Source organism: gamma proteobacterium symbiont of Axiagastus rosmarus (assembly GCF_059730925.1).
Genome location: NZ_AP035926.1, coordinates 50,952 through 72,433 on the forward strand (window position 1 = coordinate 50,952; position 21,482 = coordinate 72,433).

At 55.7% G+C, this 21,482-nt stretch carries 24 protein-coding genes; 15 read left to right on the forward strand and 9 right to left on the reverse strand.

Annotated elements, in window-relative coordinates; all coding sequences use genetic code 11:
- The first annotated feature begins 202 nt into the window (after nt 1–202).
- From eitA to AC6I8F_RS19690, 6 genes are all read left to right on the forward strand, one after another.
- Nucleotides 203–1,201 (forward strand): siderophore ABC transporter substrate-binding protein EitA, encoded by a 999-nt coding sequence (eitA, locus tag AC6I8F_RS19665; protein WP_211725605.1) that lies wholly within the window; start codon nt 203–205, stop codon nt 1,199–1,201.
- Nucleotides 1,201–2,238, forward strand: a complete 1,038-nt coding sequence (locus tag AC6I8F_RS19670) for a FecCD family ABC transporter permease (protein ID WP_498028940.1) — start codon at nt 1,201–1,203, stop codon at nt 2,236–2,238. Before eitA ends, AC6I8F_RS19670 begins: the two co-directional genes overlap by 1 nt.
- Nucleotides 2,238–2,999, forward strand: coding sequence for a siderophore ABC transporter ATP-binding protein EitC (eitC, locus tag AC6I8F_RS19675; protein WP_058781975.1), 762 nt, complete (start codon nt 2,238–2,240; stop codon nt 2,997–2,999). The genes AC6I8F_RS19670 and eitC overlap by 1 nt, the downstream gene beginning before the upstream one ends.
- Before the next feature lie 11 nt (nt 3,000–3,010).
- A complete protein-coding gene (locus AC6I8F_RS19680) occupies nt 3,011–4,258 on the forward strand; it encodes an MDR family MFS transporter (protein WP_127835072.1) in 1,248 nt (415 codons plus the stop codon).
- 168 nt (nt 4,259–4,426) lie between these two features.
- Entirely contained in the window at nt 4,427–4,813 is a 387-nt protein-coding gene (locus tag AC6I8F_RS19685; RefSeq protein WP_127835073.1) for a VOC family protein, read from the forward strand.
- Nucleotides 4,814–4,826: 13 nt separating this feature from the next.
- Nucleotides 4,827–5,576, forward strand: a complete 750-nt coding sequence (locus AC6I8F_RS19690; RefSeq protein WP_127835074.1) for a 2-phosphosulfolactate phosphatase — start codon at nt 4,827–4,829, stop codon at nt 5,574–5,576.
- Nucleotides 5,577–5,639: 63 nt separating this feature from the next.
- On the opposite strand, the gene AC6I8F_RS19695 is transcribed toward AC6I8F_RS19690, so the two are convergent.
- Nucleotides 5,640–6,074 carry a GNAT family N-acetyltransferase gene (locus AC6I8F_RS19695; protein ID WP_498028941.1) on the reverse strand — a complete coding sequence of 145 codons (435 nt, stop codon included), beginning with the start codon at nt 6,072–6,074 and terminating at the stop codon, nt 5,640–5,642.
- A 315-nt stretch (nt 6,075–6,389) separates the two neighbouring features.
- On the opposite strand from AC6I8F_RS19695, the gene AC6I8F_RS19700 reads away from it, so the two are divergent.
- From AC6I8F_RS19700 to AC6I8F_RS19710, 3 genes are read left to right on the forward strand one after another with little or no spacing between them, the layout of a single operon-like run.
- Nucleotides 6,390–6,713 (forward strand): antibiotic biosynthesis monooxygenase family protein, encoded by a 324-nt coding sequence (locus AC6I8F_RS19700; protein ID WP_127835075.1) that lies wholly within the window; start codon nt 6,390–6,392, stop codon nt 6,711–6,713.
- Nucleotides 6,706–7,098, forward strand: a complete 393-nt coding sequence (locus tag AC6I8F_RS19705; protein ID WP_058781345.1) for an amino acid-binding protein — start codon at nt 6,706–6,708, stop codon at nt 7,096–7,098. Before AC6I8F_RS19700 ends, AC6I8F_RS19705 begins: the two co-directional genes overlap by 8 nt.
- Nucleotides 7,095–7,805 (forward strand): ArsR/SmtB family transcription factor, encoded by a 711-nt coding sequence (locus tag AC6I8F_RS19710; protein ID WP_238562220.1) that lies wholly within the window; start codon nt 7,095–7,097, stop codon nt 7,803–7,805. The genes AC6I8F_RS19705 and AC6I8F_RS19710 overlap by 4 nt, the downstream gene beginning before the upstream one ends.
- Nucleotides 7,806–7,979: 174 nt before the next feature.
- Here the strand turns inward: AC6I8F_RS19710 and AC6I8F_RS19715 are convergent, their stop codons facing one another.
- The gene (locus tag AC6I8F_RS19715) at nt 7,980–8,927 is read right to left on the reverse strand and encodes a sulfonate ABC transporter substrate-binding protein (RefSeq protein ID WP_127835077.1); all 948 of its coding nucleotides are present in this window, start codon (nt 8,925–8,927) and stop codon (nt 7,980–7,982) included.
- Nucleotides 8,928–9,169: 242 nt separating this feature from the next.
- On the opposite strand from AC6I8F_RS19715, the gene AC6I8F_RS19720 reads away from it, so the two are divergent.
- The 3 genes from AC6I8F_RS19720 (at nt 9,170) to AC6I8F_RS19730 (ending at nt 12,404) form a co-directional block, all read left to right on the forward strand.
- The gene (locus AC6I8F_RS19720) at nt 9,170–11,224 is read left to right on the forward strand and encodes an FUSC family protein (RefSeq protein ID WP_127835078.1); all 2,055 of its coding nucleotides are present in this window, start codon (nt 9,170–9,172) and stop codon (nt 11,222–11,224) included.
- Nucleotides 11,225–11,330: 106 nt separating this feature from the next.
- Nucleotides 11,331–11,552, forward strand: coding sequence for a YdgH/BhsA/McbA-like domain containing protein (locus tag AC6I8F_RS19725; RefSeq protein ID WP_010615756.1), 222 nt, complete (start codon nt 11,331–11,333; stop codon nt 11,550–11,552).
- A gap of 150 nt (nt 11,553–11,702) precedes the next feature.
- On the forward strand, nt 11,703–12,404 hold the full coding sequence (locus tag AC6I8F_RS19730; RefSeq protein WP_498028942.1) for an aspartate/glutamate racemase family protein: 702 nt from the start codon (nt 11,703–11,705) through the stop codon (nt 12,402–12,404).
- Nucleotides 12,405–12,529: 125 nt separating this feature from the next.
- Here AC6I8F_RS19730 and AC6I8F_RS19735 read toward each other — a convergent pair whose 3' ends face one another.
- The 6 genes from AC6I8F_RS19735 to AC6I8F_RS19760 all read right to left on the reverse strand — a co-directional run bounded on the left by AC6I8F_RS19735 (nt 12,530) and on the right by AC6I8F_RS19760 (nt 17,401).
- A complete protein-coding gene (locus AC6I8F_RS19735) occupies nt 12,530–13,801 on the reverse strand; it encodes an alanine racemase (protein WP_127835079.1) in 1,272 nt (423 codons plus the stop codon).
- An 11-nt stretch (nt 13,802–13,812) separates the two neighbouring features.
- On the reverse strand, nt 13,813–14,550 hold the full coding sequence (locus AC6I8F_RS19740; RefSeq protein ID WP_021508752.1) for an amino acid ABC transporter ATP-binding protein: 738 nt from the start codon (nt 14,548–14,550) through the stop codon (nt 13,813–13,815).
- Nucleotides 14,547–15,191 carry an amino acid ABC transporter permease gene (locus AC6I8F_RS19745; protein WP_021508751.1) on the reverse strand — a complete coding sequence of 215 codons (645 nt, stop codon included), beginning with the start codon at nt 15,189–15,191 and terminating at the stop codon, nt 14,547–14,549. Before AC6I8F_RS19745 ends, AC6I8F_RS19740 begins: the two co-directional genes overlap by 4 nt.
- Complete coding sequence (locus AC6I8F_RS19750) at nt 15,188–15,925, reverse strand: amino acid ABC transporter permease (RefSeq protein ID WP_021508750.1); 738 nt, start codon at nt 15,923–15,925, stop codon at nt 15,188–15,190. Before AC6I8F_RS19750 ends, AC6I8F_RS19745 begins: the two co-directional genes overlap by 4 nt.
- Nucleotides 15,926–15,978: 53 nt before the next feature.
- Nucleotides 15,979–16,815, reverse strand: coding sequence for an ABC transporter substrate-binding protein (locus AC6I8F_RS19755; protein ID WP_021508749.1), 837 nt, complete (start codon nt 16,813–16,815; stop codon nt 15,979–15,981).
- Between the two features lie 193 nt (nt 16,816–17,008).
- Complete coding sequence (locus AC6I8F_RS19760; protein WP_021508748.1) at nt 17,009–17,401, reverse strand: RidA family protein; 393 nt, start codon at nt 17,399–17,401, stop codon at nt 17,009–17,011.
- Nucleotides 17,402–17,782: 381 nt separating this feature from the next.
- On the opposite strand from AC6I8F_RS19760, the gene AC6I8F_RS19765 reads away from it, so the two are divergent.
- The 3 genes from AC6I8F_RS19765 to zigA all read left to right on the forward strand — a co-directional run bounded on the left by AC6I8F_RS19765 (nt 17,783) and on the right by zigA (nt 21,169).
- The gene (locus AC6I8F_RS19765) at nt 17,783–18,535 is read left to right on the forward strand and encodes an IclR family transcriptional regulator (RefSeq protein WP_010615761.1); all 753 of its coding nucleotides are present in this window, start codon (nt 17,783–17,785) and stop codon (nt 18,533–18,535) included.
- 150 nt (nt 18,536–18,685) lie between these two features.
- Nucleotides 18,686–19,792 (forward strand): ABC transporter substrate-binding protein, encoded by a 1,107-nt coding sequence (locus AC6I8F_RS19770; RefSeq protein ID WP_215800996.1) that lies wholly within the window; start codon nt 18,686–18,688, stop codon nt 19,790–19,792.
- 159 nt (nt 19,793–19,951) lie between these two features.
- Complete coding sequence (zigA, locus tag AC6I8F_RS19775; RefSeq protein WP_058770469.1) at nt 19,952–21,169, forward strand: zinc metallochaperone GTPase ZigA; 1,218 nt, start codon at nt 19,952–19,954, stop codon at nt 21,167–21,169.
- A 41-nt stretch (nt 21,170–21,210) separates the two neighbouring features.
- Here zigA and AC6I8F_RS19780 read toward each other — a convergent pair whose 3' ends face one another.
- Nucleotides 21,211–21,444 carry a hypothetical protein gene (locus AC6I8F_RS19780; RefSeq protein WP_059010076.1) on the reverse strand — a complete coding sequence of 78 codons (234 nt, stop codon included), beginning with the start codon at nt 21,442–21,444 and terminating at the stop codon, nt 21,211–21,213.
- Nucleotides 21,445–21,482 lie beyond the last annotated feature (38 nt).

The following is a 21,482-nucleotide window of genomic DNA, read 5'->3' on the forward strand; positions in this document are numbered from 1 at the left end:
GGGACCGGCTGGCTGCGGACAGGCTTTTACAGAACGTCCGGTATGCGATCCTGGCAGGGCCATGACGATGATAACTCAGGGAAACAATCTCCCGTTGACACCTTAAAGTGCCCATTGTATAAAAGCCCGCTTCGTTAATGAGTTTCATTTGCATTAAAGCGGCGCGGGCTTCTCAAAACAATATCAATGGGGATAGGGGTTAATGAAAAAGGTCATCTGCACGTTATGTTTGGTGTTTGCATCGGTTAGTTCTGCGCTAGCGACCACCTATCCTCTCACGATTGAAAACTGCGGCTATAAAGAGACCTTCACCAAACCGCCTGAGCGCGTGGTGGCGCTGGGGCAAAATACCGCAGAAATTTTGCTGCTGCTCGGCCTGCAGGATAAGGTCATCGCCAGCGCGTTCTGGCCAACTAAAGTGTTGCCACAGCTGGCTGAACAGAATGCAAAAATCAAAACGCTGACGGTAGAAATCCCCACCCTCGAATCCGTGCTGGCGCAAAATCCGGACTTCGTTCCTGCCCAGACGCCGCTGCTGCTGGGACCCGAGAGCAAGGTGGCAAAACGCGAAGATTTAATCACCCTTGGCGTGAACAGTTATGTGTCGCCAGGAATGTGCGCCACCAAAAAAGCCGCAGGGGATATGTATGGCAGTCGCCAGCAGCTGTGGGATATGACGTACCTGTATCAGGAGATTCAGGACTTCGCCAAAATTTTCAACGTGGAAGATCGTGGCCAGGCGGTGATTGCCGATTTCAAAAAACGTGAAGCGGCACTGCGTCAGGAGTTTGGTAGCAGCAAAAAAGATCTCTCGTTTGTGTTCTGGTTCTCAAGCTCGTCACCGTCTGCAGATGCGTATGTGGGCGGTAAAAACAGTCCATCCGGATTCATCGCCAGCGTGCTGGGCGGGCACAATGCCATCACGTCAGAGACCGAATGGCCGACGGTCAGCTGGGAGAGCATCATTGCTGCCAATCCGGATGTGATCGTGGTCTCCAGTCTCGATCGCAATCGCTGGGCGCTGGATAAAGCCGAAGAGAAAATCAAATTCCTGAAAAGCGATCCTGCCGTCAGCCAGCTGGATGCGGTAAAAAAAGGCCACATCGTGGTGATGGATGGCCAGGCCATGAACCCGACCATCCGCACTATCTACGGAGCCGAACAGGTGGGTGAGCAAATGAGAAAACTGGAACTGAACTGATGACCATCGCTGTTGTTCAGGCGCGACAGGGGCTATTCCTGACCGCCTCGCTGGTGGCTGCCGTCGCGTTATTATTGCTGGTGATTGCGACCGGTGTCAGCGTCGGAGAACTGTCGATCCCGCTAAAAAGCGTCTTTTATGCCATCAGTAATAAAATGGGGCTCACGCACGTTCCCCTGAGCCGCATCTACGAAAGTGTGATTTGGGACTTTCGCCTGAGCCGGGCGCTGGTGGCGGCATGCTGTGGCGCCGGATTGGCGATTTGCGGTGCCGTTTTGCAGAGCCTGCTGAAGAATGCGCTGGCTGAGCCTTATGTGCTCGGTGTCTCTGCCGGTGCCTCCACCGGGGCGGTTTCTGTCGTGGTGTTGGGCATCGGTAGCGGAGCCGTCTCGCTGTCGGCGGGAGCCTTTGCCGGCGCCTTCACCGCCTTTGCCTTTGTCGCTTTTCTGACGAAAGGGGCGCGCGGCGGTAATGAACGCACCATCCTGGCTGGCGTTGCGGCTTCCCAGCTGTTTAATGCCATCACCGCTTACACCATCAGCACTTCTGCCAGTGCGCAGCAGGCGCGCGATGTGATGTTCTGGTTGCTGGGCAGCTTCAGTGGCGTGCGCTGGCCGGAATTCCAGCTGGTGCTGGTGGTAGTGACCATCGGGCTGGCCATTTGCCTCTACTATTCCCGGGCGCTGGATGCGTTCACTTTTGGTGACGATGCGGCTGCCTCGCTGGGTATTGCGGTGCCTCAGGTGCGCCTTGCGCTCTTTATCGCCACCGCGCTTATCACCGCCACCATCGTCAGCATGGCCGGTTCAATTGGTTTTATTGGCCTGGTGGTGCCGCATGTCATGCGTTTCTTCTTTGGTCCGCTGCATCGCACGTTGCTGATTGCAAGCGCACTGGCCGGTGCCATTCTGATGGTGCTGGCAGATATCGCGTCGCGCCTGCTGATTGCCCCGCAAAGCCTGCCGGTGGGCGTGGTGACCGCGCTGGTTGGCGTACCATTCTTTGCGGTGATTATCTGGCGTTCGGGGAATAAATAATGAGTATCTCCGCTGACAACATTAGCTGGAAGGTCGGAAAAAAGGTCATCGTCGATAACGTGTCGCTGCACATTTCCCGTGGTGAAACGGTAGGGCTGATTGGTCCTAACGGCTGCGGCAAATCTTCCCTCCTGCGCATCCTCGCCGGCCTGCGGCGCCCGGATGCCGGCTGTGTGACGCTGGACGGGCAAAATATCGCCCGCATTGCCCGCAAACAGCTTGGTCGTCGGGTGGCATTCGTCGAGCAGCACGGCATGACTGACGCCAATATGCGTGTGCGCGATGTGGTGAAACTGGGGCGCATTCCGCATCATTCGCCATTCTCCAACTGGAGCGCGCACGATGACGAAACCGTGACGGCCGCCCTGCAGCGCGTGGACATGCTGGAGAAAAGTGAGCAGGGATGGCTGAGTCTCTCCGGTGGCGAACGTCAGCGTGTGCACATTGCCCGCGCACTGGCGCAATCGCCGAGCGAAATTCTGCTGGACGAACCCACCAACCATCTGGATATCCATCACCAGATGCAATTAATGCAGCTGATCAGCGAGTTACCGGTTACCAGCATTGTCGCCATTCATGATCTCAACCACGCATCGATGTTCTGTGATTCGCTGATCGTGATGCAGAACGGTCAAATCATCGCAACCGGCACGCCGCAGGATATCCTGACCGAGGCGCTGCTTTGGCAGGTATTCCGGGTGAAAACCAAAATTGAGATCTCCCGCTTTCATGGCAAGAAGCACATTCATTTTATTCTTTAGGGTCAGGTAGCATGCTTCCGTTCTCGCTGCGTCCTGTCTCTACCCTGCGCCCGGGCGTTTTGCTGGGCAGCCAGTTTGTTTTCAACATTGGCTTTTACGCGGTCGTTCCCTTTCTGGCGATATTCTTACGCGATGATATGTTGCTCTCCGGCGGCGTTATCGGGCTGATTCTGGGATTACGCACCTTCTCCCAGCAGGGGATGTTTCTTCTCGGTGGGGCGCTCTCTGACCGGTACGGCGCAAAGATCATTATCCTGTGTGGCTGTCTGGTCCGGATTGCGGGTTATCTGTTGCTGGCACTGGGGCAATCGCTGTGGCCGATCATTCTGGGTGCCTGTCTGACGGGCATCGGCGGTGCGCTGTTTTCTCCGTCAATTGAAGCGCTGCTGGCCAAAGCGGGAACGCAAAGCGAGGCCAAAGGCAAGCGCGGCCGCGCGGAGTGGTTTGCGCTGTTTGCGGTGTGCGGCGAACTCGGTGCCGTACTGGGCCCGGTGGCTGGCGCACTGCTGACCGGATTCGGTTTCCGCCAGGTGGCGCTGGCAGGGGCCGCGGTCTTTGTCATCGCGCTGATGGTGCTGTACTTTTTTCTCCCTGCTACAGGTAACAGCAAACAGGCGCTGAAAATTGTCCCCTGGTGGATGACCTTCCGCCAGCCGCGTTTTGTCGCTTTCATCGTGGCTTACAGCTCGTGGCTTTTGAGCTACAACCAGCTGTATCTGGCGTTGCCAGTGGAGATTCGGCGAGCAGGCGGCAACGAGAAAGATCTCGGCCCGCTCTTTATGCTGGCCTCGGTGTTGATCATCGCTTTTCAGCTGCCGCTGGCGCGCTTTGCACGACGCGTGGGGACGGTAAAAGTTTTACCGGTGGGTTTTTTGCTGCTCTCCGCCGCGTTTGCCAGCGTGGCCCTGTTCGCGTCAACCACGCCGCCTGACGGCTGGCTGCGGTTAATCCCTGCGGTGTGTCTGGTGACGTTTCTGACATTCGGCCAGATGCTGCTGGTGCCGTCGGCCAAAGATTTGATTCCCCGCTTTGCCGACCCCGCGACGCTGGGTGCACATTATGGCGCCCTGGCCACTGCCGGCGGCTTCGCGGTGCTGGCCGGAAATTTAATGTCTGGACCGCTGCTGGATAACGCGCTTATTCCCTCAACGCAGGCTGTTTATCCCTGGCTGCTGCTGGCGCTGTTTCCCCTGTGCAGCGCCGTTGCCATGACCCTGATTTGTCGCCCGCTGCGCAGTGCGCCGATCGGGAAAACCTGAATAACGGATGCCGCTGCTCCGGTTATACCGCCGCGGTGCTGTAGCATGACATGCACAACGCGGGTAGGCAGGTTGCGCAGGCTCTCATCGACAAATGACCAGCCCGATCATGTGTAAACTCTACCTGGTTAACAACACCCAGAAAAACGTTTTCAGGAGTCAAGCCAGATGTTTACGCACATGCGCATTGCCAGACCCGTCTCCCAGCTTGAACGATCGGTGCTGATGTTTAGTCAGGGACTGGGTCTGCAAAAAATTGCCGAATTCCACGATCACGACGGTTTCAATGGCGTGATGCTGGGGCGAAAAGACCTCGACTGGCACCTCGAATTCACCTGCTGCCCGGGACATCCCGTTCAACCCGCGCCAACCGAAGACGATCTCCTCGTCCTCTATTATCCGGATGAAAATGCATGGAAGCTGGCATGTGCAACCATGATTGAAGCGGGTTTTAAACGGACGAATTCTTTTAATCCTTACTGGGATGTGAATGGGCAAACCTTCGTCGATCCCGACGGGTACCGGGTGGTGATGCAAAACAGGGCGTGGGGATAACGGAGAAAGCCTCGTGCAATGGTTCAGTCAGGAAAAATTTGCGGTTCGTCTTGAGTGGGGCCTGCCTGCGGTAGAGCATCTTGCCGGGGAGGTCGACTGCGTTGTCATTGTTGACGTTATGTCGTTCTCAACTTGCGTCAGTATGGCTGTCAATAATGGTGCCTGTGTCTATCCGTACCCCTGGAAAGATGCTTCTGCTATTGAATATGGTTTGAAAATGGGAGCCAGCACAGCGAGTCCGGACAGACGATTCAGCGGTGAAGGTTACAGCCTATCGCCGGCTTCGCTAAGAAACATCAGCGAGGGTGAAAAACTGGTCCTCCCATCGCCTAACGGTTCAGCCGTTTCATTCAAAGCAAGGGATGCAGGAATAGCAGTTTTTAGCGGTTGTTTCAGAAACATGTCTGCGACCGCGAATGCCTGCCGTTCCTTCGGGCGTGTTCTGGTGATCCCTGCGGGAGAACGCTGGCCTGATGGTAGCCTTCGGCCCAGTATTGAGGATTACGTAGCTGCTGGCGGAATTATCGCTGCAATGGGGCGGCAAAATTGCTCACCAGAAGCAGAGGCTGCGGTGGCTGTCTGGCAGCATTACCAGAAGCAAAACCTGGTGCTTCTACGGGAGTGTTCGTCTGCTATAGAGTTGATGCAACGTGGATTCGCCGCGGATGTCGATCTCTGCCTTGAAGTAGACAAGTCCAGCCTGGAATGTCGGCTTTGGGGTGATGCCTATATGTCAGCATTGACCGGGCAAAATAGTTTCTAACCTGACCAGACGGCGCGCTCTGTGCCAGGAGCCGACATCAATGAATATTGCTGAGGATTCAACTCAGCGATGTTTCTCTAACCTGATATCAGTGTCATTGATGTCAATTTTATTGGCCCAGCCGAGATGTATATAAAATTTTGCTGCACGACTTTTTTTGTCAGTTTCAAGCCACGCAATCTCATGATGCCTGAATAATTCCTTTTCCGCGATTTCAACAAGCCTGCGGCCTATACCCCTGCCTTCGTACTCCGGGAGAACAAAGGCAGCAAAAAGGCAGCCTTCATCAGGTAAAATCATAGAAAAACCAATAATTTTTTCGTTATCAGTCGCAACCCATGCACAGCAACTCTTTTCAATCAAATCAGCTACTACGTTTTCGGTAATCCCGATTCGCTGCATTTCCTCACGACTTAAATGATTCTCGATAACTGAGATTCTGACATGAAACATGCCATCGATATCAGCTGCCTGGGCGGTTCTTATATTTATGTTCACAGGTTTAACTCCATTCCAGGATAAGCGTAAATTTTAGTATTGATGCCATTTTTATAAAGCCATCAGGGTGTAAGTTTTAAACTGCTTGTCATGTCTGTTTTTCGCTTACACCAGACATCGAATTGTATCCGGGTCCGCTTTGTAGCAGAAGCGGTCATTGCCAGTGGATCCCCATTCCCGCCTTTTAACTCCTGAGCTTGCTGTTTATCGCTTATTCATGCCGATGGCTTCGCTAACAAACACACTTCGGTACTGACCGAAGCAACATGGTTTCGTCTTCATTAAGCTGCCCGAAAATAAACGACGGAGCGGAACATGATTGCAGTACTTTTTGAGGCAGAAGCCCTGCCAGCAGCTCAGGAGCGATATCTTCAGCTCGCTTCTGAGCTGAAACCTCTGTTATCCGACACGCCTGGATTTATTTCCATTGAGCGCTTCCAGAGCCTGACCACGCCCGGCAAGATCCTCTCTTTGTCCTGGTGGGAAGATGAGGATGCTGTCGCCGGGTGGAAACGCAATGTGATGCATCAGGCCGCGCAGCAAGAAGGCAGGCAGTCGATTTTTTCATTCTACAGAATACGGGTAGCCAGCGTTTTCCGTGATTACTCTTCTGAAAAGGGAACCAATCAGCATGCATGACATTCACGTTATTCTCAAAAATAGCCCGGGCTCGCTGGGTTTACTGGGGAGTGTATTGGGGAAAAACGGTGTGGGTCTTGAAGGAGGTGGCGTATTTACAACACCGGAAGGCGGACATGCGCACTTTCTGGTTGAAGACGGTTATAAAGCGCGCACGGTATTAACTGAAGCCGGTTTTGAAGTCGGCAACCTATGTCGTCCTCTGGTCAGAAAATTAGCGCAGGAACGTCCCGGAGAGCTGGGCGAAATCGCTGACACGCTTGCCCGGAACGGCATCAATATTCTGGTACAGTACAGCGACCACCATAACCGGCTCATTCTCATTACGGATGATGATGTCCGGGCAGCCGAAGTAACCCGAAAATGGGCAGTAGCTTCTGAATGAACCTTGTTAACCAAACGCGCGAAAGTGAGCCGGATAATGTCCTTGAAACATCAATGGCAATGGTGGCATCTGCGCTGGCAGACCCGTCAAGGGTGGCTATTCTGTGCGCGCTGATGGACGGGCGCGCATGGACAGCGACCGAACTTAGCGTAGTGGCTGGCATAGCAGCCTCGACAACCAGCGGGCATCTGAACCGACTCCTCAACAACGGTCTGGTCATTTGCATGATGCAGGGTCGTCATCGCTATTACAGTCTGGCTGGCCATCCTATCGCCGGATTGCTGGAAAACCTGATGGGGGTTTCCATGGGGACCATTAAGGCCCCCGTTTCCAGTACGCCGCTTCATCTGCGTTATGCACGCACCTGCTATGACCATTTGGCAGGCGAGCTTGCTGTCGAAATTTATGACTTTATGCTTAGGGAAAACTGGCTGGAAGCAGAGGGTTCGGGACTGACATCAGCCGGCAAAATCCATTTTGAGAACATGGGCGTTTTACTTAACTCCCGCACACGGCGCAAGCCCTGTTGCCCCTGTCTGGACTGGAGTGAAAGGCGTTTCCACCTCGGCGGTGACGCGGGCTCAGCCCTGTTTACGCTTTTCCTGCAAAAAGAATGGGTAAAGCGTATACAGGGATACCGTGAAGTCAACGTAACCGATTCAGGCCGGGTGGCAATGAATCGGCTGTTTAAGCTGAAAATCAGCTGAATAAACGTCAGGTACCGGTCGATGTGATCAGATGAGCCGGCATGCCCTCCTTGTGAAAGGTTAAGCGGAGGGCGATAAGTTTTCCCGCTGGATGCGGTAACTTACCGTCCGGCCGTGGAAAACAGGCTTACTCCGCTTCAGGTCAGGGCGCCAAATCGCCAGAACTTAAAGAGGTTATTTCTTATCCAGCGACCAGGTCGCGCTGCGCACATCAACCTTCACCGGCAGCAGGCCGACGCGGGTGAAGGTGTCCGCCAGCGTCTGCTGTTCCGCAAACACCTGCGGTGACATGCGTGACGCGCCATAAGGCAGGCGTTGCAGCGTGGTCTGCCAGATGGATTTATCCAGACCGGTGGATTTCGCCAGAATCGCGGCGGCTTCATCCTGATGCTGATTGGCCCAGTTGCTCAGTTTGCTCAACTCGTCAACCACCTGCTTAGCCGTTTGCGGGTGGTTTTCGGCAAACGGGCGGCTGGCAAGATAGAAGGTGTAGTGCGGCACCAGACCTTCGGCGTTGCGCACTTCACGCGCGCCGGCGTTGGCTTCGACCTCAGCCAGGTAAGGATCCCAGATCACCCAGGCATCGATTGCGCCCTTCTGGAAGGCGGCGCGCGCATCGGCCGGCGGCAGGTAAACCGGCGTGACATCTTTATAGTTCAGCCCGGCATCTTCCAGTGCTTTCACCAGCAGATAATTAACGTCTGAACCCTTGTTCAGGCCAACGCGTTTGCCTTTGAGATCGGCCACGCTTTTGATGGGTGAGTCTTTCGGCACCACAATGGCTTCGGTTTTAGGGTTGGCGGGTGAATGTCCGAGATAAATCAGATCGGCTTTTGCCGCCTGCGCGAAGGCGGGTGGCGCATCGCCGGTGGCGGCCAGATCGATACTGCCCACGTTGAGCCCCTCCAGCATTTGCGGGCCGGCGGGGAATTCCACCCAGCGCACCGCGATACCCTCTTTTTTTAAGGTCTCATCCAGCGTGCCGCGATATTTCAGCAGTGCAAAAATGTTGGCTTTCTGATAACCGATGGTGACGGTTTCCGGGTTGGCGGCAAAGGCGTGCGTGGCGAGCAGGCCGAAGCTGAGTGCCAGTGCGCTCAGGGCAAAACGTTGTGCTTTCATGGGGCGTCTCTCGTGGTTTTTTCTCCATCCTGGCAAAGTTGTTATATAACCAATAAATAACTTTTTAATATCGCTTATAACTCTAATTTCAGCCTGCATCAGCATTCACTGTAATGGGCAAGTTGCATAGAGAACCGGATAATTAGCACGGTAATAATTTGTATAACAAATCAAAATGTCAACGCCGCAGGCTTCTGTCAGGATAAGCGATAACGTTGCCTGCTATAGGTTGCTCCCGTTCTATGAAGTGGTTTTCCCGAAGCGCCGTACTGTTCTCTGCCAAAACCTGTCTGGCCGCCTTTCTGGCTTTTTATCTTGCGCTGGAACTCAACCTGGACAAACCCGCCTGGTCACTGACCACCGTGTATGTTGCCTCGCAGCTTTATTCCGCTTCGACGGTGTCCAAATCGGTGTTTCGCTTTTTTGGCACCGTGCTGGGCGGGCTGTTTACTCTGTTGATCTATCCGGCTACGGTCCAGTCGCCGATGCTGTTCAGCCTGTGTATTTCACTCTGGGTTGCCGTCTGCCTGTATCTCTCGCTGCACGACCGCACGCCAAAAAGTTACGTCTTTATGCTGGCCGGCTACAGCGCCGCCATTATGGGCTTTCCCGATGTGACCTCGCCCGGCGCCATTACCTATACGGTAATTTCCCGCATTGAGGAAATCACCGTGGCGATTGTCTGCAGCAGCCTGGTGCATCGGCTGATCTTCCCGGTTTCGATGCGCCATCTGCTCGAACAGAGCGTCGGGCTGTGGTATCAGAACGCGCGTAAATTGTGTAGCGAGCTGATGACGGCGATGCCTGCGGCAAAATCGCTGGAGCGCGAGGATATTCTGGTGCAGATGGCCAACTATCCGCTTAACGTCGAAACGCTGATCACCCACTGCGTTTATGAAGGGGATGCCGCGCGGCGGCTGGTGCGGCTGGTCAGCGTGCAGTATCAGCATCTGTCGTACCTTATCCCGACGCTCACCGCCATTGAATCGCGTCTGAATCTGCTGGCACAGCAGCAGATCCGCTTTCCCGATTATGTCGCGACGGCCTTTCAGCAATTTTTACAATGGCTGAACGGTGATGTGCAGCAGCCGGTGCGCGATCGCCTCACCGACGCTCAGGAACAGCTGCAGCAGGCCTGGCGCGCAGGGCGGCTTAACAGTGAAGAGAGCATTTTGCTCATCGGTCTGCTGGAACGGTTACTCAACTTTGTCCGTATTGCTGATGCTTACCACAGCGTCAGCGAGCGCGTCAGTGACTGGACGCCAGCGGTGAAACCGGGCAAGGCCTCACGCGCGCACAAACATGTCGATAAAGGTCTGCTGTTCCTGTCGTGCTTTACTGCCTTTATCGCCACCTTTGCCAGCTGCCTGTTCTGGATTGGCAGCGGCTGGCGTGATGGTTCAACCGCGCCGATGATGGCGGCGGTGCTGTGTTCGTTCTTCGCCGGGCTGGATAGCCCCATCGCGCCAATGAAGCTGTTTCTGAAGGGCGTGCTAATCTCCATGGCGATCAGCCTGATTTACGTCACGCTGCTGATCCCACAGGCGGTGACGTTTGAAGCGCTGGTGATTTGCCTCGCGCCGGGATTATTTGCTTTAGGGCTGGTGATTGCCAATCCGTCCACCAACCTGATCGGTCTCATCGTTGCCACGCAGATCCCCGGTTTGATCGGCATGAGCCACCATTTCAAACCCGACTTGCAGCTTATAGTGAATGCCATGATCTCCACGCTGGTGGGCATTGCCGTTGCGCTGGTGCTGACGCTGCTGATTCGCAACAAACGCCCGGCATGGACGGCCACGCGTGCGCTGCGTAAAGGCATTCGCGATCTGCTGCAGTTTATCACCGCGCTGCGCATGAACACCGCCACGCTGACGGCGCGGCAGCAATTTGTCGCACGCACGCTGGACAGAGTAAACGTGATTCTGCCGCGTAAACGCGTCGATCCGGCACCGGAGCTGGTGGCGGGCGGTAACCTGATTGCGGAGGCCTGGCTCGGGGCTAACTGCTATGACTATTACACCCGTCATCGGCACCTGCTGCTGGCGAACCAGATAGAAAGCGCAGCCATGTTTCACGAGCTGAGCCAGTTTCTTAAGCAGCGGCTGAAAACGCTGGACAGCACGCCATCGCCTGCGCTGCTGCATGAGCTTGATGTGTTACTGCTGCGGCTGGAGGCGGCGGCGCAGCAGGAAAATGCGCTGTTTGCGCCGCTGTTTCATCTGTTCAATATCCGTCTGTCGCTCTTTCCTGGCGCGCGCTGGCCGCAGCCGCTGGCAGAGCAAAACCGCACATAGTGTGATTAAGATCGCACTTTTTGTTAGGTCGGTAATAATAACAATGGTTACTATAACTCCCATGCAGAGCATTCAGCTCTGACCCAAACATTGAAGGAATATGACCATGAAAAACGTAAAAACTCTGACCATAGCTGCTGTTGCTGCTCTTTCTATGATCTCTTTCGGTAGCTTCGCCGCTGAAAGCATCTCCGTTCACGGCAGCACGCTGGATAGCGCTGAAGCCCAGGTTGCCGCTCAGGCTAAAGCGAGTGGTGCGGACAGCTACAAAATCACCAGCGCCCGCGCAGACAACGGCGTGGACATGACTGCTGAGCTGTACAAATAATAACAATCCTTTTCTCCGTTAACGTGCTTAGCCCGGGTTATCCCGGGCTTTTTTGTGCCTGCGATGCGGTTCAGCGCCGCGATGCTTTCAAGCCTTCATTGAATACCGTACAGTGCCAGACGAGCTAATTTCCGTGGGGAACGGTAACTGATGAAAATGATTGGCCTGATTGGCGGCATGAGCTGGGAATCCACCGCGCTCTATTACCGCATCATCAATGAACAGGTAAAGCAACAGCTGGGCGGACTGCACTCGGCGCGCAGCCTGATGTACAGCGTCGATTTTCAGCAAATTGAGAAATTGCAGGTCGCCGGTGAATGGCAGCAGGCCGGTGAAATCCTGGCCGAAGCCGCCCGTAGCCTGGAGAAGGGCGGGGCGGATTTCATTGTGCTGTGCACCAACACCATGCACAAAGTCGCCGATCAGATCACCACGGCCACCCGCATTCCGCTGCTGCATATCGCTGACGCCACGGCACAACGCATTCGTCAGGCCGGCGTGAAACGCGTCGGTCTGCTGGCGACCGCGTTCACCATGGAGCAGGAATTCTATAAAGGGCGCCTTGAGCAGCAATATGACATCGAGGTGCTGGTACCGGACGCTACCGGACGTATAACGGTGCACGACATTATTTATCAGGAGCTGTGCCTCGGCGTGATCCGTGAAGAATCACGCGCGCAGTACCGTGACATCATCGCTCAGCTGGTGGCACAAGGGGCTGAAGCCATTATCCTTGGCTGTACCGAAATCACGCTGCTGGTTAAAGCGGAGGATGCGGCGGTGCCGCTGTTCGATACCACATTAATCCATGCGCAGGACGCGGTGAAGCTGGCGCTGGCAATAAATAACTAGCCTGCTAATTATAATCTGTGTTATTATGTGTTCATTGAAGGCACAACGCCGACCCGCATGGTCGCACAGGGATGTGCCAGAACTGGCTGCCAGCACTGGCAGCCTTTTTTGTGGCTGAAAAAGCGTCAGAACGCGGTTTCCAGTGAATCGGTGACGTAATAGTCATCATCCACCAACGGTAAATAACGCCACTTGTCAAATGCGGTACAGGGATGGGAAATGCCGCAGCCAATCCAGTCGCCCGGTTGCAGCGGATCGTCCGCCGGTAACTGCAAATAAGCGTGCTGATCGTTGACGTCGGTGATGCGCAAATGCGTAGCCGCGCGCGGTGCGCTGCCGTCCGCCTGACGAATCCACAGCGGATTGGGCAGATCCTGATCGAACGGCACATCGCGCCGGCCGAAATCGACAAAGGCCAGCCCCGGCTCCGGACGCGATAACACGCGGCCCCAGATCTCCAGTGCGGCGCTGAAATGGTGCGTTGCTCCCGGCTGCGCAAAGGGGGCAATGCGTGCATATAAGCCGCTGTCGTGTGCCATGTACGCACCGGATCGAATCAGCGGCGTGACCGGCAGCGGCAACTGTGCCGCGCTGAAGCAGGCCGCGACCACATCGAACCACGCGCCACCGCCGGCGCTGAGAATAATTTCTCCGCTGGCAAACAGCTGGTGTTCAGCCAGCAGCGCGGCGGTCGCGATCATCATCTCGCAGTAATCTTTCACCCGCTGCACGCCTGCGGCATCGCGTCCGGCACCCAGCGCACCTTCATAACCGGCCACACCCACCAGCTGCAGTGAGCGGCTATCATGGATTGCCTGGGCGATTTCCAGCGCAGCCTGCGGCGAGCGACAGCCGGTACGGCCGCCGCTGACCGACATCTCCAGCAGTACGGCGATCTGCGCGCCGCCGAGATGCTGCTCAAGCAGTTTTACGCCCTGCAGCGAATCCACATAACAGAGAAAGCCGTGGTCGGGATGCTGCTGTTGCCACTGGCCAATCCAGCGGATCCCGGCGGGATCCACCAGTTCATTGGCGAGAAACACGTTGCGGATGCCAAACTGGCGCAGTGCGCGCACCTGGGCCGGCGTCGCTGCGCTCAGGCCCCAGGCGCCGCCTTCACTGACGGCACGGCGCAGAATCGCCGGCGACATCGAGGTTTTGCCGTGCGCGGCCAGCATCACGCCGTTTTCCTGGCAGAACGCCGCCAGTTGCCGCAGGTTATTCTCCAGCGCCGATTGTTTCATCAGCATCAGCGGTGAGAAAACTTCAGGGCTGTTAAACACCGGCGTGCCGTTAGCCAGCGGCTGATTGCCCGTTCCGGCCACTGATTTAAACCGCGGCGCAGGCTGCAGCGCATCCAGCGCGCCGTCGGCCTGCAAAGGGAAGTGAATCGACATCCTGCCTCCTGTTAGTGTTCAAGCACGCGCGATAAAAACTGCTGGGTGCGCGGATTCTGCGGATTAACGAAAATCTGCTCCGGCGAACCCTGTTCGGCGATCACCCCCTGGTCCATAAACACCACGCGATCGGCGGTTTTACGCGCAAAGCCCATCTCATGCGTCACCACCACCATGGTCATGCCTTCACGGGCCAGACTGCGCATCACTTCCATCACTTCACCAACCAGTTCGGGATCGAGTGCGGAGGTGGCTTCATCGAAGAACATGATTTTCGGCTCGACCGCCAGCGCGCGGGCAATCGCCACACGCTGTTGCTGGCCGCCGGAAAGCTGAGCCGGATAGTGATGCGCGCGCTCCGCCAGGCCAACGCGCGTCAGCGCCGCCATGCCGCGTTTGTTCGCTTCCGCTTCGGACAGCTTCTGCGCTTTGATCAGCGCCAGCGTCACGTTGCCGAGTGCGGTTTTATGGGGGAACAGGTTGAACTGCTGAAACACCATGCCGACGTGGCCGCAAATTTCACTGCTGCGTTTACGGTCGTGCAGCGGTACTTCATTGACCCAGATTTCGCCGCCGTCGGCGGTTTCCAGACCACTCATAATGCGCAGCACGGTACTTTTTCCCGAGCCGGAGGCGCCAATCAGCACCAGCACTTCGCCCGGCGACACGTCCAGGCTGATCTCTTTCAGTACCTGAGTTGCGCCAAAGGATTTGGTAATACGGCTCAGCGTAATGGCGGATTTGCTCATGATAACTGGCTCCTGGTTTGATGATGTTGAACCCAACGGGAAAGCGGAAAGCAGACAGCGAAGTAGAGCAGGGCGACCAGGCCGTAAACCACCACCGGCTGGCCAATGCGATCAACAATCGCCTGCCCCTGGTGCATCAGCTCCGACATGCCGATCATGCTGACAATCGACGTATCTTTGATTAGCGAAAGATACTGGCCCACCAGCGGCGGCAGTACGATGCCGCGCGTTTGTGGCAGCACTACGCTGAGAAACGTCTGGCGTTTTGATAATCCGAGGATCCACGACACTTCCCACTGCCCTTTCGGCACGGCTTCAATGCCGGCCCGGAACACTTCAGCAATGTAAGCGCCCTGATAAATGCTCAGGCCCAGAATGCCGGCGGCGAACAGATTGATTTCATAACCAAAATAGGCCACACCGAAGTAAATGAACATCAGGGTGATCAGCACCGGCGTGCCGCGAAACAGCTCGGTGTACAGCACGGCAATCTCTCTGGCGATCGGCAGACGGCTGGTGCGAAGCACCGCGGCCAGTAAACCGAGCAGGGTGCTGCCGGCGATAGCGGCGATGGACAGCAGTAAGGTGATGACCAGCCCTTTCAGCAGGATTGGCAGCGAGCTAATGATAAGTTCGCTCATAACGCATTCTCCCGTTTCACTGGATTAATCAGCCATTTTTTTGCCCACCGCCAGCCGGACTTTTTTACCGGCGTCACCAGCGGCGGGTGGAACAGCCGGCGTCCGGCCACGGTGCCAAGCCATGAAAACAGGTTGCTTAGCACCAGATACACCAGGGCAACGACGCTGAAAGTCTGGATATAAAGCAGGGTGCGCGCGTTAATTACCGTGGCGGTACCGGTCAGCTCCGGAAGGGCGATTGCCGAGAGTAGCGACGTACCGAGTAGCAGCTGAATCAGGTTATTGATGATCGCCGGCCAGACGGCGCGAGCAGCCTGCGGCAGCACCACGCTGAGAAAAATCTGGTGACGCGGAATGCCGAGGATATAGGCCGCTTCCAGCTGACCCTTCGCCACGGACTGAATACCGGCGCGGAAGGTTTCCGACAAATAGGCACCGACGTTAATCCCCAGTGCCAGCACCCCGGCGGTAAAGGCGCTCATGGTGATACCGAGCGACGGCAGGCCAAAAAAGATGATAAAAATTTGCAGCAGCACCGGCGTATTGCGGATGAATTCAACATAACAGTGGCTGATCCAGCGCAGCGGCGCCAGCGGTGAAGATTTCGCCAGTGCGGCCAGCAGACCGAGCGCCACCGCCAGCGCGAACGCCAGCAGGGTAACCTGCAGCGTGAGCCACGCGGCCTCCAGAAAGGTGTCGGCGTAACGCCACAGGGTTAGCCATTGATAACTCATGGTATGACTCCTTCAGGCGGCGCAGCCTGTGCGACTGCGCCGTGGGCGGACAATCAGTATTGCGGATTCAGCGGATAACGCGGTTTGCTGCCGAACCATTTCTCATACAGCTGGGCGTTCTCACCGGATGCGTTGATTTCAAACAGGAATTCGTTGAGGTAATTGGTCCATACCTGGTCGCCCTGTTTCACCCCAAAGGCGTTGTACTCCAGTGGTACCAGCGCTTCGTTAGTTACGGCCAGTGACGGATCGAGCTTCGCCTGGTAAGCGAGGAAGTTGTTATCCTCGATCATCGCATCGGCCTGGCCCTGTTTGACGGCCAGAATCGCCGCCTGGGATGAGTCGTATTCCTGGATTTTCACGTCGATGCCGAGGTTGCGCACTTCGTCGCCATTGGTCGAGCCTTTCACCGTGGCAATGGTTTTGCCGGCCATGTCATGCGCAGACTGAATGCCGCTGTTTTTGCGCACCAGCATTGCCTCACTGGCTACTACGTACGGATGGGTGAAGCCAATCTCTTTGGCACGTTCCAGATTGCGGGTGAAGTTACAAAACACCACATCGACTTTGTTGGTTTGCAGATTAGGGATGCGGTTGGCGCTGGTGGTGTTGACCATTTCCAGCTTCACGCCCATCTCTTTGGCCAGCGCTTTCGCCAGGTCAACGTCGTAACCATCCGGGTTGCCGTCTTTGTCATAAAAACCGAACGGTGCGAAGCTCAGGCAGTCACCGACGCGCAATGTGCCGCGCTGCAGCACGGTTTGCAGCGCCGACTGTGGCGCGGCGCCAGCCTCTTTTTTCTCTTCGGTCGGCGTACAGCCTGCTATCGCCAGCAAGACCAGCGCACCGGCCACGGTTTTGGCACTTAATTTCAGCGATGTTGCATTCATCTTTATGCTCTCTTTAAATGTTTGACGAGACGGCGTTATTCCGCATCACCCGTTTAATAGACGATCGCCAGCGCAGCGGCCGCACCGCGTATTTCGGGTTATTTTTTTGAAAAAGCAAATGCACTAATTAATATCAGGCTGGCCTGGTGTTGGCGAAGAAAATGAACATCGCAGCCTGGTTGAACGGTATTACTTATTTACGATCGGCGCGGAAACATTTCATGTCCACTTCGACTTTGCAGTCGACCACTAAATCCTGCACGCTACAAATACGCGCCGGTGGATGACCACTGAATATCTCACTGAATACTTTGTTGAAAGAACTGAAATAACGCGCGTCGGTCAACACCGCCGTCACATGGACCACATCCTCCACGCGATAACCCGCTTCGCGCATGATGGTGAGGCAGTTGTCGAACGCTAACTGTGTCTGTTCGATGATGCCGCCCTCTACTACTTCGCCGTCGCGCATCGGCGTCTGGCCTGAGATATACAGCCAGCCATCGGCCTCCACGGCGCGGGCGAACGGCAATTTTTGCCCGCCGGTACCGGTACCGCCCTCAATGCCATAACGTTTGATCGTCATGTATTTCTGCTCCTTTGCACACTTCTGTTTCTGTCTGATATACCAGACTGCTATCTGCAATACCGGATAGGACGAGATTTGCACAGCTGTTGCTTTTTTGCAATATGCCAATCGGCAATTAATTTTTTGCCGTGCTGGTGCGATCGCAAAATAAAATCCAGTGCCTGATTTTTTTGAATGGAAATGTGACCGCTATCGAAATTAACAGTGAGGCTCATCCTTTTTATGCGCCACAATGGGGCCCGAAAATAGCGCATGATAAATAAATTCGCCGGAAAGATTTTTATTATTGTGGGGATGGGTAATTCCGTTTGCCGGGTGTATCATGCAGCTCTTTTTAAACGCAGATGAGTAGCACCATAACGACAGGGGAGTGAGCGTATGCCGGATGAAAAAACGTCCCGGGCACGCGGTGTTGACCGGGTTATTGATATTTTTCGCCAGCTGCATATCGCGCGTCAGCCTATGGCGATGCGGGATTTAATCGAAGCGACCGGTGCACCGCGCTCCAGTATTTATGAACTGGTCAGTTTGCTGAGTGAAGCGGGTCTGGTTGAGCTTGATGCGGAAGGTGCCGTATTTTTCGGTCGTGAAATGCACTATTACGGTGCGGACTACATGGCCCACAACGATCTAATCCGTCGTGCACATCAGCTTATGGTTGAGATCGTGGCGCGTCATGGCGAAACCGTCCAGCTGTGTATGCTGGAAGGTAACAAATACACCGTGGTGCTGTCGGAGAGCAACGCCCATCCGTTTAAAATCACCTCTGATATCGGTGTGCGCGTGCCGATCACCTGGACGGCGACCGGTCGTTTGCTGCTGAGTAACTGGTCGGACAGCGCTATCCTCGACCTGATTCCGGAGGAGGATTATCGGCTGGCCAGTGGTCAGATTCTCGATAAGCAGACCTTCCTTGAAGAGATTCACCGAGCCGGCCAGCTGGGCTACTGCATGACCGAAGGTCTGTCCGAAAGCTTTACCTGCTGTATGGCTGCACCGATTCGCTCGCGCAGCGGCCAGGCGGTCGCGGCGATCTGCTTTATGGTCAGTCGTGATACCCCGGCGGAACGCCGACAGATGCTGTTGCAGGAGCTGATCGCGTCCGGGCAAAAATTGTCTGATTTCACCTGAGCCGTTGCTTCGCTACAGCTTAATGCGGCGGGCTCCCGGCGCCGTATTATTCGCTTACAACCGCGTGCCGTCGGGCTTATTTTGCCGTGATTAAGGTTGTGTTAAGGTAATTGATAATAATAACTATTTCTTTTACCACGGAGTTTTGGCATGAAAACGCGCCTGTTACTGGCAATGGGGATTCTGGTCTCAACCGCAGCCTGCGCGACTGACTATCCGCTCACCGTCACCGACATGGATGGTCACACGCAAACAATCAGCAAAGAACCGCAGCACATCATTCTGCAGGATGGGCGCGATGTGTTGACGCTGGCGCTGCTCGATCGCGACAATCCGTTTAAACGTGTCGTGGCCTGGAACAATCTGCCGAAAAAGCAGGATACGCAAACCTGGGATATGCTAAAGCGCCGCTGGCCTGAAGCGACAAAAATTGTCGATATGGGCTTCAGCGATCAGGGCCAGGTTAATCTGGAAAGCGTGCTGGCGCAGAAACCGGATCTGATGATTGCACAGCTGCGCGCTAAGCCGGCGCTGGAACAATCCGGCGTGCTGAGCACGCTGAACAACCTGCACATCCCGGTGCTGTTCGTCGATTATGAACTGCATCCGGCACAAAACACCGCCCCGAGCGTCACGCTGCTGGGCAAAGTGCTGAACCGCGAAAGCGAAGCCAAAGCCTACACCGATTTTTACCAGCAGCGCTTCGACCGCATCACCCAAGCCGTTGCGAAGGTCAAAAACAAACCCACGGTATTTATCGAACCCATTGCCGGTAACAGCGATAACTGCTGCTTTACCCACAGCCATAATGGCTGGGGTGGGCTGGTAGAAGCGGTCGGCGGCAAAAATATTGGTTCGGCACTGCTGCCAGGCAATGCCGGCTTTGTCGCGCTGGAAAAAATCATCGCCATGAAACCGGACGTTTACATCATGACCGGTTCAAAGCGGCCAAACAGCAACGTGCTGCCGTTTGGTTACGGCGTGCAGCCGCAGGAAGTACGTGCCACGTTCCAGACGTTATTGCAGCGTACCGGCCTGGCGCAAATCGCGCCGGTGAAGCAGGGGCGCGTATACGGGGTGTATCATCACTTCTACAATCACCCGTACAACATTATCGGCATGGAAATCCTCGCGAAGGATCTCTATCCACAGCAGTTTGCCGATCTCAAACCGGTGGCGGATTTCCATACCCTCGTGAAAACCTTCACTCAACTGCCGGACGATGCCATCGAACTGAGCTATCCGGACAACCTGTAATTGCCCGCAGCGGGCGCCCGGCCCGCTGTTCGCTTTCCCTGAAAGGCAAAATCCCCACAAAAAGTGCACGACGATCATGACACTGCATATTGTTATGTTATAACATATCGATATCAGCACCCCTTCAGGTGCGCGTGATGTCATTATTCAGGAGTGATTATGTCAGCTTTATCCACAAACGGCGGCTTCAGGCGGCTGCCGGTCACCGTACTCTCTGGCTTTCTCGGCGCCGGAAAAACCACTTTGCTTAACCATATTCTCAACAACCGCGAAGGCCGCCGCGTGGCGGTGATCGTCAACGATATGTCGGAAGTGAATATTGATGCCGCGCTGGTGCGCGAGGGCGGGGCGGCGTTGTCACGTACCGACGAGAAGCTGGTGGAAATGAGCAACGGCTGCATCTGCTGCACGCTGCGCGAAGATTTACTGCTGGAGGTCAACCGGCTGGCAAAAGAGGGGCGTTTTGATCATCTGGTGATTGAATCTACCGGCATCTCTGAGCCGCTGCCGGTGGCGGAAACCTTTACGTTTGCCGATGAAGAGGGGCAAAGCCTGTCCGCCGTGGCGGCGCTGGATACCATGGTGACCGTGGTAGATGGCTACAATTTCCTGCGTGACTATGATTCCAGCGAAAGCGTCCGCTCGCGCGGCGAATCGCTCGGCGAGGAGGATGAGCGCACGGTGGTCGATTTGCTGATCGATCAGATTGAATTTTGCGATGTGCTGATTCTCAACAAAACCGACCTGATTGATGCGGCGGAGCAGGCACGGTTGACCGCGATTCTGCACTCGCTCAATCCCCGTGCGCGGATTATTCGCGCGCAGTTTGGTCAGGTGGCGCTTGATCAGGTGCTGAATACCGGCCTGTTTGACTTCGATGCTGCGGCACAGGCCCCCGGCTGGCTGAAAGAGTTGCGCGGCGAGCACACGCCTGAAACTGAAGAGTACGGCATCCGCAGCTTTGTTTTCCGCGCGCGTCGTCCCTTCCATCCGCAGCGTTTTTACCAGGTGATTACGCAGCACATGCAGGGCGTGGTGCGGTCGAAAGGATATTTCTGGCTGGCAACCCGCCCGCGTCACGCCGGATCCTGGTCGCAGGCCGGCGGCGTCACGCGGCAGGGGCTGGCCGGGATGTGGTGGGCCTGCGTGCCTGAAGATCGCTGGCCGCAGGACGCAGACACGCTGCATTACATCCGCGAAAACTGGCATGAAGGCACGGGAGATGCGCGGCAGGAGCTGGTGATCATCGGTATCGATATGGATGAAACCGTGCTGCGTCAGCAGTTGCACTATGCGTTACTGACCGATGAGGAGATGGCGCTGGGGCCAGACGGCTGGGCACAGTTGCCGGATCCGTTCCAGCCATGGTTTGACTGAAGCGTCGCCGCGCAGCGGGCTGTGCGGCGACGGACCTATCATCATAACCCGGTATTCACCAGCCGCATCTGGGTGCAGAACGGACACTGACAGCCGCTCACCGCCGTCGCCAGGCGCGCATGCGCTTCGGCAATCGCCAGCGGCTGCGCCTGATCGGTGCTGGCGAGCGCGTTAGCCGGTTTCAGCGCCAGCTTTAACGGATCGATTTTCGCCTGAAATGCCCCCGCTTTCGCCGAAGCAAAAGCAATCACTAACAGTGGAACGGTAACCTTCATCGCAGCAACCTCAATCAGAGCACGGTATTGTAACGATA

Coding starts and splice junctions, on each gene's coding strand:
- AC6I8F_RS19680 (WP_127835072.1), top strand. CDS start 3,011: ATGCTTCCGTTCTCGCTGCGTCCTGTCTCTACCCTGCGCCCGGGCGTT.
- AC6I8F_RS19740 (WP_021508752.1), bottom strand. CDS start 14,550: ATGAGCAAATCCGCCATTACGCTGAGCCGTATTACCAAATCCTTTGGC.
- AC6I8F_RS19700 (WP_127835075.1), top strand. CDS start 6,390: ATGATTGCAGTACTTTTTGAGGCAGAAGCCCTGCCAGCAGCTCAGGAG.
- eitA (WP_211725605.1), top strand. CDS start 203: ATGAAAAAGGTCATCTGCACGTTATGTTTGGTGTTTGCATCGGTTAGT.
- AC6I8F_RS19765 (WP_010615761.1), top strand. CDS start 17,783: ATGCCGGATGAAAAAACGTCCCGGGCACGCGGTGTTGACCGGGTTATT.
- AC6I8F_RS19735 (WP_127835079.1), bottom strand. CDS start 13,801: ATGTCGATTCACTTCCCTTTGCAGGCCGACGGCGCGCTGGATGCGCTG.
- AC6I8F_RS19760 (WP_021508748.1), bottom strand. CDS start 17,401: ATGACGATCAAACGTTATGGCATTGAGGGCGGTACCGGTACCGGCGGG.
- AC6I8F_RS19715 (WP_127835077.1), bottom strand. CDS start 8,927: ATGAAAGCACAACGTTTTGCCCTGAGCGCACTGGCACTCAGCTTCGGC.
- AC6I8F_RS19745 (WP_021508751.1), bottom strand. CDS start 15,191: ATGAGCGAACTTATCATTAGCTCGCTGCCAATCCTGCTGAAAGGGCTG.
- eitC (WP_058781975.1), top strand. CDS start 2,238: ATGAGTATCTCCGCTGACAACATTAGCTGGAAGGTCGGAAAAAAGGTC.
- AC6I8F_RS19710 (WP_238562220.1), top strand. CDS start 7,095: ATGAACCTTGTTAACCAAACGCGCGAAAGTGAGCCGGATAATGTCCTT.
- AC6I8F_RS19725 (WP_010615756.1), top strand. CDS start 11,331: ATGAAAAACGTAAAAACTCTGACCATAGCTGCTGTTGCTGCTCTTTCT.
- AC6I8F_RS19780 (WP_059010076.1), bottom strand. CDS start 21,444: ATGAAGGTTACCGTTCCACTGTTAGTGATTGCTTTTGCTTCGGCGAAA.
- AC6I8F_RS19770 (WP_215800996.1), top strand. CDS start 18,686: ATGAAAACGCGCCTGTTACTGGCAATGGGGATTCTGGTCTCAACCGCA.
- AC6I8F_RS19670 (WP_498028940.1), top strand. CDS start 1,201: ATGACCATCGCTGTTGTTCAGGCGCGACAGGGGCTATTCCTGACCGCC.
- AC6I8F_RS19755 (WP_021508749.1), bottom strand. CDS start 16,815: ATGAATGCAACATCGCTGAAATTAAGTGCCAAAACCGTGGCCGGTGCG.
- AC6I8F_RS19720 (WP_127835078.1), top strand. CDS start 9,170: ATGAAGTGGTTTTCCCGAAGCGCCGTACTGTTCTCTGCCAAAACCTGT.
- AC6I8F_RS19685 (WP_127835073.1), top strand. CDS start 4,427: ATGTTTACGCACATGCGCATTGCCAGACCCGTCTCCCAGCTTGAACGA.
- AC6I8F_RS19750 (WP_021508750.1), bottom strand. CDS start 15,925: ATGAGTTATCAATGGCTAACCCTGTGGCGTTACGCCGACACCTTTCTG.
- AC6I8F_RS19705 (WP_058781345.1), top strand. CDS start 6,706: ATGCATGACATTCACGTTATTCTCAAAAATAGCCCGGGCTCGCTGGGT.
- AC6I8F_RS19730 (WP_498028942.1), top strand. CDS start 11,703: ATGAAAATGATTGGCCTGATTGGCGGCATGAGCTGGGAATCCACCGCG.
- zigA (WP_058770469.1), top strand. CDS start 19,952: ATGTCAGCTTTATCCACAAACGGCGGCTTCAGGCGGCTGCCGGTCACC.